The organism is Bradyrhizobium sp. Leo114, assembly GCF_055229415.2.
Genome location: NZ_JBUYEN020000008.1, coordinates 183,111 through 195,928, shown reverse-complemented (window position 1 = coordinate 195,928; position 12,818 = coordinate 183,111). Strand labels below are relative to the sequence as shown.

Annotated in this window: 12 protein-coding genes and 1 tRNA gene; 6 read left to right on the top strand and 7 right to left on the bottom strand. The window is 65.3% G+C overall.

The window, feature by feature from the left end; translation table 11 throughout:
* Positions 1-20: 20 nt before the first annotated feature.
* The 4 genes from ACZIRK_RS12325 to ACZIRK_RS12310 form a co-directional block, all read right to left on the bottom strand.
* Positions 21-96, bottom strand: a tRNA-Thr gene (locus tag ACZIRK_RS12325).
* 90 nt (positions 97-186) lie between these two features.
* Positions 187-1,947 carry a heme biosynthesis HemY N-terminal domain-containing protein gene (locus ACZIRK_RS12320; protein ID WP_463327390.1) on the bottom strand — a complete coding sequence of 587 codons (1,761 nt, stop codon included), beginning with the start codon at positions 1,945-1,947 and terminating at the stop codon, positions 187-189.
* A 7-nt stretch (positions 1,948-1,954) separates the two neighbouring features.
* Positions 1,955-3,229 carry a COG4223 family protein gene (locus tag ACZIRK_RS12315; protein ID WP_463327389.1) on the bottom strand — a complete coding sequence of 425 codons (1,275 nt, stop codon included), beginning with the start codon at positions 3,227-3,229 and terminating at the stop codon, positions 1,955-1,957.
* A gap of 112 nt (positions 3,230-3,341) precedes the next feature.
* Positions 3,342-4,079, bottom strand: coding sequence for a uroporphyrinogen-III synthase (locus ACZIRK_RS12310; protein ID WP_130231325.1), 738 nt, complete (start codon positions 4,077-4,079; stop codon positions 3,342-3,344).
* Between the two features lie 134 nt (positions 4,080-4,213).
* Here ACZIRK_RS12310 and tsaD point away from each other — a divergent pair, with 134 nt between their 5' ends.
* From tsaD to ACZIRK_RS12295, 3 genes are all read left to right on the top strand, one after another.
* Positions 4,214-5,287: a tRNA (adenosine(37)-N6)-threonylcarbamoyltransferase complex transferase subunit TsaD gene (gene tsaD / locus ACZIRK_RS12305; protein ID WP_130231333.1), complete on the top strand. Its 1,074-nt coding sequence runs from the start codon at positions 4,214-4,216 to the stop codon at positions 5,285-5,287.
* Between the two features lie 198 nt (positions 5,288-5,485).
* Entirely contained in the window at positions 5,486-6,466 is a 981-nt protein-coding gene (locus ACZIRK_RS12300) for an NAD(P)H-dependent glycerol-3-phosphate dehydrogenase (protein ID WP_463327388.1), read from the top strand.
* 2 nt (positions 6,467-6,468) lie between these two features.
* On the top strand, positions 6,469-6,882 hold the full coding sequence (locus tag ACZIRK_RS12295; RefSeq protein ID WP_130226288.1) for an EVE domain-containing protein: 414 nt from the start codon (positions 6,469-6,471) through the stop codon (positions 6,880-6,882).
* A 93-nt stretch (positions 6,883-6,975) separates the two neighbouring features.
* Here the strand turns inward: ACZIRK_RS12295 and ACZIRK_RS12290 are convergent, their stop codons facing one another.
* Complete coding sequence (locus tag ACZIRK_RS12290) at positions 6,976-8,124, bottom strand: DNA topoisomerase IB (protein WP_130226289.1); 1,149 nt, start codon at positions 8,122-8,124, stop codon at positions 6,976-6,978.
* A 373-nt stretch (positions 8,125-8,497) separates the two neighbouring features.
* Here ACZIRK_RS12290 and acs point away from each other — a divergent pair, with 373 nt between their 5' ends.
* From acs to ACZIRK_RS12275, 3 genes are all read left to right on the top strand, one after another.
* Positions 8,498-10,450 (top strand): acetate--CoA ligase, encoded by a 1,953-nt coding sequence (gene acs / locus ACZIRK_RS12285; RefSeq protein ID WP_165435248.1) that lies wholly within the window; start codon positions 8,498-8,500, stop codon positions 10,448-10,450.
* A 21-nt stretch (positions 10,451-10,471) separates the two neighbouring features.
* On the top strand, positions 10,472-10,864 hold the full coding sequence (locus ACZIRK_RS12280; protein ID WP_130226291.1) for a Kazal-type serine protease inhibitor family protein: 393 nt from the start codon (positions 10,472-10,474) through the stop codon (positions 10,862-10,864).
* A 274-nt stretch (positions 10,865-11,138) separates the two neighbouring features.
* Entirely contained in the window at positions 11,139-11,669 is a 531-nt protein-coding gene (locus tag ACZIRK_RS12275; protein WP_028165211.1) for a L,D-transpeptidase, read from the top strand.
* Positions 11,670-11,720: 51 nt separating this feature from the next.
* Here the strand turns inward: ACZIRK_RS12275 and ACZIRK_RS12270 are convergent, their stop codons facing one another.
* Both ACZIRK_RS12270 and ACZIRK_RS12265 read right to left on the bottom strand, forming a co-directional pair.
* Complete coding sequence (locus ACZIRK_RS12270) at positions 11,721-12,230, bottom strand: thermonuclease family protein (protein WP_035690561.1); 510 nt, start codon at positions 12,228-12,230, stop codon at positions 11,721-11,723.
* A 216-nt stretch (positions 12,231-12,446) separates the two neighbouring features.
* Complete coding sequence (locus ACZIRK_RS12265; protein ID WP_028165213.1) at positions 12,447-12,644, bottom strand: DUF1674 domain-containing protein; 198 nt, start codon at positions 12,642-12,644, stop codon at positions 12,447-12,449.
* Positions 12,645-12,818: the final 174 nt, after the last annotated feature.

Here is a 12,818-nt window from a genome sequence, read left to right as displayed (position 1 = left end):
CAGGAATCACTTTTGAGCGATGGTGCCGCAAGAGGGACTCGAACCCCCGACCCCGTCATTACGAATGACGTGCTCTACCAACTGAGCTATTGCGGCGAACCGTTCGGCAACTTAGCCGGAAAGCGTGCGCACTGATATCGGGCGTAGCCCCGATTGGCAAGATTGACGCGGCCATTTGACCGCGTCTCAGCTCCCCCAGCGGGACAGAAATCCGCGCCAGCCGCCGGCCTGGGCCTTTGGCGGCCCGATCTGCTCGGAAAATTCGTCGCGGGTGCCGTCTTCCTCGATCCCGGGGTCGTCGGGGGCGCGGACGATGGGAATCACGGCCGGAATCGGCGCCGGCGGCGTTTTGGGGATGTCCTGGCGGTCGCGGAACAATGGCGCGACCGCTTCGGCTGGAGCCGGCTGTGGAGCTGGCGGGGCGGATGCCGTCACCGACGGGGCGGCGGGCGCTGGTTCCACCGGGGCCGGGGATGCGGCCGGCGGCGTGTTGTCCTGTGGGGCGGGCGGCGCTGCTTCAACCGGTTTTATGATGTCGACCGGCTTTTCGGCCACTCGCTCGAGCGGTTTCGCGGGCGGGGCTTCCTTCGGCAGCTCGATCCGCTTCGAGGCCAGCATCGCTTCCTCGAACGGCGAGGATTCGATCGCCGGGCCCTTGTCGGACGGGAGCGCGGCGACCGGGGCCTTCCACTGGAAGGCATCGAGCCGGCCGGTGACCGGCGAGACCGGCCGCCAGCGGTCGCTGACATAGCCGTCCGCGGTCCAGGCTGGATCGTGCAGCGCGCGCACCGCGCGCAAGGTCCAGGCGCGGGCCCGGCCGCTGTCGCCATGCTCGGTGCGCTCGATCTCGGCCATCAACAGCGCCACGCGCTGGGTCGGTGCGGCGATGAACGGCGTCAGCGCCTCGCGTGCCTTGGCGAATTCGGCGGCGTCGATCGCCGCGCGCGCGATCGCGAGCGCGCCCTCGATATTATCAGGCGTCTTCGCCGCCAGCGTCTCGACCCGCACCAGCCGCTGCCGCGCGGAGTCCCCGAGCTTCACATGCGCATAGGCATCGGCGAGCTCGGGATGCGGCTGCGACAGCCACGCGGTCTCGACGATCTTCATCGCGCGCCGAACCTGATGCGCCTCGCTCTCATATTTGGCGGCAAGCGCCGCGGCCGGGATCAGCGTCGGCGCGAGCTTGATCGCCTCCATCACGCTCTCGCGCGACAAATCGCGGTCGACGGTCTCGAACTCCAGCGCGCGTGCGGTGAGCAGCACGCCGCGCTGCCGCCGATAGGTCGCCTTGTCGATGAGGCCGGAGCTCTGGTTGTTGTCGAGGATCGAAAGCGCGCCGGCCCAGTCGCCCTTGGCGCAGCAGAAGCCGAGCACGGCCTGCGAGGCCCATGGCGAGGACGGCGAAACCTTCAGCGCCTCTTCCGCGATCATGACGGCGGCGACCGCATCGTCCGAACGCTGCGCCTCGATGAACAGGCCGCGCAAGCCGAGCAGCCGCGTATCCTCGCGCTCGGCCATTGCGCGGAATGCGCGCTGCGCCCCCTCGCGATCGCCATCGAGCTGCGCCGATTGCGCATGGAGGAGAAGCGTCAACGGATCGCTGCCGGCGTGACGCCGCGCGGTTTCCGCATGGTGCCGCGCCGCCGTCGAATCGCCATGGCCGATCGCGAGCAGCCCTTGAGTGATCGCATGACGGCCACGGGCATGACGGCGCTCGCGCCGGCCGCGCCGGATGCGGGCCGGCACCCGCCACAGCCAGGACAGGACCGACCAGACGATGACGGCCACGACCGCGACGATGCCGAGCCCCAGCGCGAACACGGGCAGCGTGGTCACCGCGCGCCCGCCGCCCCAGGACAGCACGACATCGCCGGGCTGGTCGGCGACCCAGGCCGCGCCGGCCGCGGCAAGCGCGATCAATACGAGAAACAGAATGATCCGGATCATGGAGAACCTACTGTCCGGCCTTCGCGAGCCCAGCCATGGCGTTGTCGGCAAATGTTCGCGAGGCCGCCAGCGCTGCGGCGCGCGCTTCGACTTTTTCGAGCCACGCTTGCGCCGCCGTGCGATCGGCGGGCGCCAGCGTCTTCAGTTCGCGCTGCGCCTCGCCGAGATCGTTGCGCAGTGCGGCCTGGGTGATGCGCGCAACCACGCTGCCGCGATCGGTACCCGTCGCATCGGTGCGCTCGATGCGCACGAGCTTGGCCGCGCCGGCCTGCAGGCGATCGACGATGCCGGTGCCGGTGGTGGCCGCGGCCGACGGCGGGGGCGGCGCAAGCCTTGGCACGATCTCGAGCAGCTCGCGGCAGAGCGCGCCGGCGCTCGGCACGCCGCTGGCTGCGAACGTATCGAGCGGCTTGAGCACGTCAGGATTTTCCGCAAACTGCCTGGCGGCCTCGAGCGGCGCTGCATAGGCATCGCCGTGGCGGACCGCGACATCGAGCAGCGATGCGGCAACCACGCGGCGCAGCGGCAGATCGTCAGCGAGCTTTGCATCGGCTGCGCCCACTTCCGCGATCTTGTTGCCTTGCTGGGCGAGCTCAGCCGTTTGCTTCCGTACCGCGCTCTCGATTCTTGAAATCCGATCGTTGACTGCTGACAGATCCGGCGTGGAGGCGGACCCATCGCGTGGCATCGATTTCACCTGATCGATCGCCGTGGCCAGCTTGTCCGATTGCGCGCGTGATGCCGCAAGTTCGCCGCGCAGCGCATTCGCGGATTTCTCCAGCCCGTCGATCCGCGCGGCCAGCGCCTGATCGCTTGAAGCCTGCCTGCCGATCTTCGCTTCGACGCCTGCGACGCGCCCCGTAAGCTCGTCGATAGCGCCGGCGCTAAGCTGCGGCACAGGCGGCTGCGCCGGTTGTACCGCGGGCCAGCCGAGCAACCAGCCGACGCCGATCACCAGCGCGGCAGCGACAGCGCCCGAAACAGGCGCAATCACCCAGGGCGAGATCGGCCGAGGCGGAGGTTCGGCGGAGGAGGGTTCCGGATCCGGCGCGGCTGCAGCCGTCTCCATCGCAGGCTCGGGTTGCGGCGCCGCCTCGGCGGCGGCCGCTTCACCGCTCACATTTTCGCTATCCGCCTGAGCGCTATCCATGTTCACGGAATCCGTCTTGGGCGGTTCGCTCGACACCTCGGTCGCCTTGAGATCGATGGTTGGCGGCGCGCGCCGCGACCGGGCGGAGGAATCCGCCGCCGATTCGGTGTCTTCAGGCCTCTCATCGACCATGCAGCGGTTCCCTTGACTGTTGATACGCCGAAACCGGGAAAGCCAAGACTTTACCAGAACAAGACTTTACCAGAATAAGACTTACCAGAATCGGACCGTTCTCTTAAGCCAATCAGGGCCGCAAAGCACGCGTCAGGGCTTCGAACAGGGCATTTTCGTCCGGCGAGGCGGCGGTGACGACCTGGGTGGCTCCGGCCTCGCGCAGGACGGCGGCAACAGCAGGCGAAATGCAGCAATGCGGCAGCGCCAGGGCCGATATTTCGAGGCCTTCGGCCCGCGCCGCATCGAGAAACGCCCGCGCGCTGCGGCGGGAATAATGCAGCACGGCCTCGATACCACCAGCCATGAAAGCGTCACACACCGGACGCGGCAGTCCCGCCACCGGGCTCATCCGGTATGTCGTGCGGGTTATGACCGTAAAGCCGGCATCGCCCAGCTCGCCGGCGAGATCGCGCGAAAGATCGGCACCCGCGAGATAAAGCAAGGTTGCCGCCTTTTTCAGTTTCTTCGCTTTCCTGTGCGCCCGCACGAGCTCGTAGAGTGCGGTGGCATCGCCGTCGGCGCTTGCCACTTCGCCAAATCCAGCCTCGCGGGCCGCGGCAGCGGTATGCTCGCCGACCGCAAACAGCGGCAGGCGAAGCAGCGCATGGCCGGCGAGCTGGGGCGCAGCGGCGCGCAGCGCGTTGGCGCTGGTGACGATGACAGCGTCATAGTCCGCGGCATCGTCTTCCTGGAACGGCAGCACCTCGAACCGCAGCACCGGTGCGAGCAATACCTCAAAACCCAGGCTGCGCAGACTATCGGCAGTGGCCTCACCATCTCCTTGCGGGCGCGTGACAAGAACGGCCATCTTCAGGCTTTCGGGAGCGACATTTGGGGCAGAACCGACGATTGCACGCTGTGACCTCACAATGCTACCGAGTGACGGAACGGAAGATAGCACGCGAAATAGCACAAGGACCGAACTTGGGTAACGACACGCCGATGCTGGTGTTGGGTATAGAGACCACCTGCGATGAAACCGCAGCCGCTGTGGTCGAGCGCCAGAGCGACGGCAGCGGACGGATTCTGTCCAACATCGTGCGCTCGCAGACAGAAGAGCATGCGCGCTTCGGCGGCGTGGTGCCGGAGATCGCCGCGCGCGCCCATGTCGACCTGCTCGACGGTATCATCGATCGCGCCATGAAAGACGCTGATGTCGGCTATGCGCAATTGTCCGCCGTCGCTGCTGCCGCGGGTCCTGGCCTGATCGGCGGCGTCATCGTCGGCCTCACCACGGCAAAGGCGATCGCGATGGTGCACGACACGCCGCTGATCGCGGTGAACCATCTGGAAGCGCATGCGCTGACGCCGCGGCTCACCTGTGCATTGGCGTTTCCTTATTGCCTGTTCCTGGCCTCCGGCGGCCACACCCAGATCGTCGCCGTGGTCGGCGTCGGCCAGTATGTGCGGCTCGGCACCACCGTCGATGACGCCATGGGCGAGGCCTTCGACAAGATCGCAAAGATGCTGTCGCTGCCCTATCCGGGCGGGCCGGAGGTGGAACGCGCGGCAGAGGGCGGTGACGCCACGCGCTTTGCATTTCCGCGGCCAATGCTCGGCCGTCCCGACGCCAATTTCTCGCTGTCGGGCCTGAAGACCGCCGTGCGCAACGAGGCGAGCCGATTGGCGCCGCTGGAGCCGCAGGATGTCAGCGACCTCTGCGCCGGTTTTCAGGCCGCGGTGCTGGAATCGACCGCGGACCGGTTGAGCGTCGGTTTGAGATTGTTCCAGGAGCAATTCGGTCCGCCCCGCGCGCTCGTCGCGGCCGGCGGCGTCGCCGCCAATCACGCGATCCGCGGCGCGCTGCAGGATGTCGCCGCCAAGGCGCAGACGACGCTGATCATTCCGCCGCCCGCACTCTGCACCGACAATGGCGCGATGATCGCCTGGGCCGGCGCCGAGCGGATGGCGCTCGGCCTCACCGACACAATGGACGCGCCGCCGCGCGCGCGCTGGCTGCTCGACGCCAACGCCAAGGCGCCCGCGGGCTACGCCAACACCCGCGCGGGATTCTGAGATGTTTGAAGGATCACGCCGCAGACGCCGTGCCACCTCGCCCCGCTTGCGGGGAGAGGTCGGATTTGCGCGTAGCGCAAATCCGGGTGAGGGGGAGCCTCCGCGCACACCTCACTTTGCGGATTCGCGGAGAGCAGCCCCTCACCCCAACCCTCTCCCCGCAAGAGCGGGGAGAGGGAGTTCAGATGAGTCTGCCTGATGCCGGCGCATCAATCCGTTGGAGTGATCGGCGCGGGCGCGTGGGGCACGGCGCTCGCGGCCGTCGCGGCGCGGGCCGGTCGCGATGTCGTGCTCTATGCGCGCGACGCGGCGCACGCTGCGCAGATCCAGGCGAGGCGCACCAATCCAAGACTTCCCGGCGTGCCTCTCGACTCCAGCGTCAAGGTCACCGCCGACATTGCAGCGGCTGCCCGCACCGATCTCCTCCTCGTCGTAACCCCCGCGCAGCATTTGCGTGCGGCTGTCATGCATCTGGCGCCCCGACTTGCAGAGGCGACGCCCGTCATCGCCTGCGCCAAGGGCATCGAGCGCGGCACCCACAAGTTCATGACCGACGTGATTGCGGAGGCCGCACCCGATGCGACGCCGGCGATATTGTCGGGACCAAGCTTCGCCGACGATGTCGCGCGCGGGCTTCCAACAGCGGTGACGCTGGCGACGAGAGATGAATCCCTGGCGAGCGCGCTGGTGCAGGCGCTGGGGTCGCCGACCTTCCGGCCCTATCACACGACCGATGTGCGCGGTGTCGAGATCGGCGGTGCCGCCAAGAACGTGCTGGCGATCGCGGCCGGCATCGTGGCTGGCCGCGAGCTCGGCGCGTCAGCGCTTGCCGCACTGACCACGCGCGGCTTCAGCGAACTGGCGCGGCTCGGACGTGCGTGCGGCGCACGCGCCGAAACCTTGGTGGGACTGTCCGGCCTCGGGGACCTGATCCTGACCTGCTCCAGCCCGCAGTCGCGCAATTTCGCGCTTGGCATTGCGCTCGGCCGCGGGGAAGAGCCGCCAGCCGGCAAGCTTGCCGAAGGCATGTTCACTGCACCGGTGCTGATCGAGCTTGCGGCTTCGCAAAATATCGAGATGCCGGTATCAAATGCGGTCGCAGCGATCCTTACCAGGCAATTGACGATCGATGCTGCGATCGAGGGCCTGTTGACGCGGCCGTTCAAGGCGGAGGGATGATGATGGCGTACTGGCTGGTGAAATCCGAACCGTCGACCTGGTCCTGGGACCAGCAGGTGGCGAAGGGCGCCAAGGGTGAGGCCTGGACCGGCGTGCGCAACTTCACCGCGCGCCAGAATCTCGTGAACATGAAGAAGGGCGACAAGGCTTTCTTCTATCACTCCAACGAGGGCAAGGAGATCGTCGGCATCGCCGAGATCATCAAGGAGGCCTATCCCGACCCGACCGACAAGACCGGCAAATTCGTCTGCGTCGACATCAAGGCCGACAAGCCCTTGAAGACGCCGGTGACGATCGGAGCGATCAAGGCCGAGGACAAGCTCGCCGATATGGCGCTGGTCAAATATTCGCGCCTGTCGGTGCAGCCCGTGACCGCGGACGAGTGGAAGATCGTCTGCAAGATGGGCGGGCTGTAAGCCTCGTCATTGCCGGGCTTGACCCGGCAATCCATCTTTCAAAGACTTTTTCTTGATGGATGCGCGGGTCAAGCCCGCGCATGACGAATGTCGTCAAACCGCCGCTGCGGTCACCACCTGCGCCAATAGCTGCTCGCGCTTGGCTTGCGTTCGATAGCCTTTCATGGTCGCGGCGAAACGCTCCAGGATGCCGTCCTCGAAGGCGGTGACGATGGTGTCGTGGACATAGCTCTTGCGGCAGATCGCGGGCGTATTGGAGAGTTCATCGGCCGCCGCGCGCACCGCTTCCAGCACCTGCTTCTTGCGGCCGCGGGCGCTCGAGGCCGGCGTGATCCGCGACAGCGATTCCAGCACGACGGCGGAGGCCATCAGCGTGCGAAAATCCTTCAGCGAAATCTTGATACCGGCGATCTCGCGCAGGAACGCATTCACCGCCGTGGTCGACGCCGCACGGACGGTGCCGGACCTGTCGCGATACTGGAACATGCGCTTGCCCGGCACGCTCCGCAGGATGCCGATCGCGCGCACCAGCTTGGCCGCGTCGCATTCCTTGCGCACGGCCTTGCCGCCCTTGGCCTTGAAGGTCAGGACCACGCAGTCGTCCTCGAGCGTGACGTTCGACTTCAAGAGCGTGGTGGCGCCGCGGGTGCCGTTGAGCCGCGCATAGGATTCATTGCCGGGGCGTATCGCCGTGCGCGCAATCAATTCGATCACCGCAGACAGCGCAAATTCGCGCGTCGGCTCATCGCCGGACAGATATTTCGAGACGTTCCGCCGGATCTTCGGCAGCGCCCCCACCAGCTTTGCCAGCCGATGCGCCTTGCGGTGCTCGCGGACCTTCTCCCAGTCGGCGTGATAGCGGTATTGCAGCCGTCCCGCGGCATCGCGGCCGATCGCCTGCAGATGCGAACTCGGATCGTGGGAGTAGCGCACCTCGCGATAGGCGGGCGGTACCGCCATCGCATGGAGGCGGCGGATGGTCCGGGCGTCGCGGATGTGCGAACCGTTGGCGCGAACAAATGAATAGTTCTTGCCGCGCTTGACACGGCGGATGGTGAGCAGAGCCTGGTCGCCGAGCTTGAGGCCAAGTTCCGCAGCCAGTTCCTTCACCGAGCCCTTGACGGTGATCTTCTGCTTGGGAGTGGGCAGCTTGGTCGGCCATTGGCCCAGTGCTTTCGCCAGCGGCAGCGTCGGATCGGCGGAAACGGGCCGCGTAGCCACAAAATTCTGCTGATCCATCATGACCGTTGACGCCTTGGCTCCACTGGTTTTCGGTAATGCCGATTTTTATGGCTTGGTTCCGGAGGCTGTTGGCCTCGGGAACGCCATTTAGGGGGTTACTCCGGCTTTTGCGAGTCGCGAATCAGTCATTAACGGTTCCTAAATACCGTTCATGGCCGCCATTCGCGCGATAACGTTGATTTTGACCTCGCTCAAAACGCGATTTTGATCAATCCCCCCAACTGGAAGCAAGGCTCCGGCACGAGAAGCCGACCAAGGTCCAAGACACCAGCGCTTGTCCGGGTATTGTCCGGCGACGCATAATCACCGTAACCATGAAGATGGCCCGCAACACCGGGATCACGCGGGCCGGATGTCGAGTGGAGGGAATGTGATGTCCGAGAAGATTTATGACGTCTCAGCCGATTGGGCCAAACGCGCCTATATCGACGACGCCAAATACCAGGAGATGTATGCGCGCTCGGTTTCCGACCCCAACGGCTTCTGGGCCGAGCACGGCAAGCGCATCGGCTGGATCAAGCCGTACTCCAAGGTCGAGAACGTCTCCTTCGCGCCCGGCAACATCTCGATCAAATGGTTCGAGGACGGCGTGCTCAACGTCGCCTGGAACTGCATCGACCGCCATCTCGAAACCCGCGGCGACCAGACCGCGATCATCTGGGAGGGCGACGACCCCTCGAAGTCGAAGCACATCACCTATCGCGAGCTGCACGACGAAGTCTGCCGGATGGCCAACATCTTGCGCAACCGCAACGTCAGCAAGGGCGACCGCGTCACCATCTATTTGCCGATGATCCCCGAGGCCGCCTATGCGATGCTGGCCTGTGCGCGGATCGGCGCGATTCATTCGGTGGTGTTCGCGGGCTTCTCGCCCGACAGCCTCGCCCAGCGCATCAGCGACTGCAAATCCAAGATCGTCATCACCGCCGACGAGGGATTGCGCGGCGGCAGGAAGGTGCCGCTGAAGGCCAATGTGGACGCGGCGCTGGCCAAGACCGAGGGCGTCGACTGGGTCGTCGTGGTCAAGCACACCGGCGCTCCCGTCGACATGAATCCGACCCGCGACTTCTGGTACCACGAGGCGGCCGAGATGGTGACGACGGACTGCCCGTGCGAGCCGATGCACGCGGAAGATCCGCTGTTCATCCTCTATACGTCAGGCTCGACCGGCCAGCCCAAGGGTGTGCTGCACACCTCCGGCGGCTATCTCGTGTTCGCGTCGATGACGCATCAATATGTGTTCGACTATCACGATGGCGACATCTACTGGTGCACCGCCGACGTCGGCTGGGTCACCGGCCACACATACATCCTCTACGGTCCGCTCGCCAACGGCGCGACCACGCTGATGTTCGAGGGCGTACCGAACTATCCCGACAATTCCCGCTTCTGGAACGTCATCGACAAGCACAAGGTCAACATCTTCTACACCGCGCCGACCGCGATCCGCGCGCTGATGCAGGGTGGCGACGAGCCCGTCAAGAAGACGTCGCGCAAGAGCCTGAAGCTGCTCGGCTCGGTCGGCGAGCCGATCAATCCGGAAGCCTGGGAATGGTATTACCGCGTGGTCGGCGACAGCCGCTGCCCGATCGTGGACACCTGGTGGCAGACCGAGACCGGCGGCATCCTGATCACCCCGCTGCCCGGCGCCACCAAGCTCAAGCCGGGCTCGGCGACGCGGCCATTCTTCGGCGTGGTGCCTGAGATCGTCGATGCCGAGGGCAAGGTGCTGGAGGGGGAGGCGACCGGCAATCTGTGCCTGATCCGTTCCTGGCCCGGCCAGATGCGCACCGTCTATGGCGACCACGCCCGTTTCGAGCAGACCTATTTCTCGACCTACAAGGGCAAGTATTTCACCGGCGACGGCTGCCGGCGCGACGCCGACGGCTTTTACTGGATCACCGGCCGCGTCGACGACGTCATCAACGTCTCCGGCCACCGCATGGGCACCGCCGAGGTCGAGAGCTCGCTGGTGGCGCATGCGGCGGTGTCGGAAGCCGCCGTGGTCGGCTATCCCCATGACATCAAGGGCCAGGGCATCTACGCCTATGTCACGCTGATGGCGGGCACCGAGCCGAGCGAGGAGTTGCGCAAGGAGCTGGTTGCCTGGGTGCGCAAGGACATCGGTCCGATCGCCTCGCCCGACTTGATCCAGTTCGCGCCGGGCCTGCCCAAGACCCGCTCCGGCAAGATCATGCGCCGCATCCTGCGCAAGATCGCCGAGGACGAACCGTCAAGCCTCGGCGACACCTCGACGCTGGCCGATCCCGCGGTGGTTGATGATCTCGTCAAGAACCGGCAGAACAAGAAGGGCGCCGCGGTTTAACACCGCGGCAGGGGGGAGTTCATGGGGTTGCACTTTGGTCGTCTTGCCGCCGCGGCGCTGATCGCCGCGGCCGGTCTCGTGGTCGGCATGCCGAGCTTGCGCGCGGCGAATCTCGACGATGCCTGCGGGGGGCCGGAGAAGATCACCTGCAACTCGGCACTGTTCTGTCGCAAGGAGGCCGGACAGTGCGGGGTCGCGGATGCCAAGGGCACCTGCGAAAAAGCCCCGGCTTTTTGCATCCGGATTCACCGGCCGGTTTGCGGTTGCAACGGCAAGACCTATCCGAACGAGTGCGAAGCGCGGCATGTCAAGGTCGCGGTCGATTATACCGGCCCTTGCAAGAAGGCACCGGGTGCCGCCGAGCCGAAGCCGGAGAAGTCGCCCGCGACCAAGAAGAAAAAATCGAGCAAGTAGGCGCGATCGACATCTTCCAATCCTCACGCGATTGTCACGCGTCCGCAGCGGGAGCGGCACGTTTGCCGCCGCAGGTTGTGTTGTTTGCGGGTCATTTACTTTATTTGCAACTTTTCCGCTCTTCCGCCCGACGCGAACCGCCCCCCGCGCGACATAAGAAAACAGCCGGTTAACACACACGGTCAAGAATGCCGGGTGCGAACGGCAGGCCGGAGCCTGACCGGCGGCGCGATATCTGAGGCCCCGGAAGGGGCGGCTGGATGTGGAGAGTTTCATGTCGATGAGGATCGCGGTGGCCATGGCTGCCACCTTTGGGCTGGGCGTATTTGCGCTGGGCGCATTGATGCCGACAGCCGCCGAAGCGCGGCCGGAAATGGTCGATATGCACGACGACCATTATTCTCCGGGCACGATCGTGGTGAGGACCGGCGAGCGGCGCCTCTATCTGGTTCTCGATTACGGTCACGCCATGCGTTATCCGGTCGGCGTCGGCAAGGCCGGCAAGCAGTGGGCCGGCACCACGCAGATCGACGGCAAATACCGCTATCCGGCCTGGTCGCCGCCCGCCGAAGTCAAGCGCGACAAGCCCCACATGCCCGACGTGATTCCCGGCGGCTCGCCGCGCAATCCGATGGGCGTTGCGGCGATGACGCTCGCCGGCGGCGAATATGCGATCCATGGCACCAACGTGCCGGGCTCGGTCGGCGGCTTCGTCTCCTATGGTTGCATCCGCATGCTGAACGATGACATCACCGACCTCTACTCCCGCGTCCCCGTCGGCGCCACCGTGGTCGTCACGCACTGAACCGATCGAAGCACGCGAATTAACAAGACCTGCGCTGTCGCGCGGCTTTCTTCATTCCCAGAAGCGTCGGCTCCTCGCGCACCAGCCAAAGCGATGGCCGCCATTGTAGCTGCGCGCATGGCCTGCCGCGAGCAATGCCGCCGACACGTTGTCCGTACGCCTGGTCGCGACGTTGGCGACGACGCGCCCCGGATATTTGTCGGGACCGATATTGTAGATCACGACGCCGCCCTGGCTGAGAAGATTGCGCAAGGCATCAGTCGCAGCCTCGGCCCTTTCCAATTCTTCCTGGCATGATGCCTTCAACTCCGGCGCATCGATGCCGCGCAAGCGGACATGGGTCATGAGATCGCGTCCCTGCTCCAGATGCACGCGCGCCTCGAACGTGTCGCCGTCGATCGTCCTGATGACGTCGACAGTGCGGCGGACATCTGGAGTGCCGCCGCGCTGCCAGATCGCATCGGCATCCTGCACGCGGCTACTGCCCCAATGCGGAAGCTGCCAAGGCACCCATTGCCGGATTGGAAGCATGGTGCCGAGCGCAATACCGATCACGAACACCCATGGCAAAGCAGCCGAGAACCGACGGCCAAATGGAGCGCGGCGAAATGATCGCCGATATGGATTGATTCGCTCATCGGGAGGCATCGCCCCACGCTAGAGCATGATCCGGAAAAGTGGAAACCGGTTTTCCCTCGCGACAAACGCGAAGCGTTTGCGTAGGAAGATCATGCCCAAACAAGATCGAGCCCGGTGAGGTGAGAAGAGACGCCTGCGTCAGAAATCCGACGCGATGCCCTTGCTCTCCCAATCGCCGTAGCGTGTCGGTTCCGGTCCCTTTGGTCCCTGAACCTCCTTCTGCATCGGCGTTGCGTTTGCCGCCGCGGCCTTCCGTCGCGCTTCGGCTTCGGCAAGCGCGCGCTGCGCGGCTGGCGTCAGCGGCTTGCGTTCCGGCGGTGATCCATTGTCGGCCATGCTACGATTTTCCTGCAACTTTCCTGCAACGGATTTTTATATCGCGGATGACCACAAACCTTTGGCATCACGATCAAGAAATCGGAAGACCGATTCTTAGATTTGGCTTATTCGCATGCCAGAGCTGTGGTCTCTTCCCCATGATGGCATGAGCCGAGGCGCTATCCGCTTTCC

Bases quoted from the DNA above. Each gene is read 5' to 3' on its own strand.
- acs (WP_165435248.1), top strand. From the start codon at position 8,498: ATGTCCGAGAAGATTTATGACGTCTCAGCCGATTGGGCCAAACGCGCC.
- ACZIRK_RS12275 (WP_028165211.1), top strand. From the start codon at position 11,139: ATGTCGATGAGGATCGCGGTGGCCATGGCTGCCACCTTTGGGCTGGGC.
- ACZIRK_RS12295 (WP_130226288.1), top strand. From the start codon at position 6,469: ATGGCGTACTGGCTGGTGAAATCCGAACCGTCGACCTGGTCCTGGGAC.
- ACZIRK_RS12310 (WP_130231325.1), bottom strand. From the start codon at position 4,079: ATGGCCGTTCTTGTCACGCGCCCGCAAGGAGATGGTGAGGCCACTGCC.
- ACZIRK_RS12320 (WP_463327390.1), bottom strand. From the start codon at position 1,947: ATGATCCGGATCATTCTGTTTCTCGTATTGATCGCGCTTGCCGCGGCC.
- ACZIRK_RS12315 (WP_463327389.1), bottom strand. From the start codon at position 3,229: ATGGTCGATGAGAGGCCTGAAGACACCGAATCGGCGGCGGATTCCTCC.
- ACZIRK_RS12300 (WP_463327388.1), top strand. From the start codon at position 5,486: ATGCCGGCGCATCAATCCGTTGGAGTGATCGGCGCGGGCGCGTGGGGC.
- tsaD (WP_130231333.1), top strand. From the start codon at position 4,214: ATGCTGGTGTTGGGTATAGAGACCACCTGCGATGAAACCGCAGCCGCT.
- ACZIRK_RS12280 (WP_130226291.1), top strand. From the start codon at position 10,472: ATGGGGTTGCACTTTGGTCGTCTTGCCGCCGCGGCGCTGATCGCCGCG.
- ACZIRK_RS12265 (WP_028165213.1), bottom strand. From the start codon at position 12,644: ATGGCCGACAATGGATCACCGCCGGAACGCAAGCCGCTGACGCCAGCC.
- ACZIRK_RS12290 (WP_130226289.1), bottom strand. From the start codon at position 8,124: ATGATGGATCAGCAGAATTTTGTGGCTACGCGGCCCGTTTCCGCCGAT.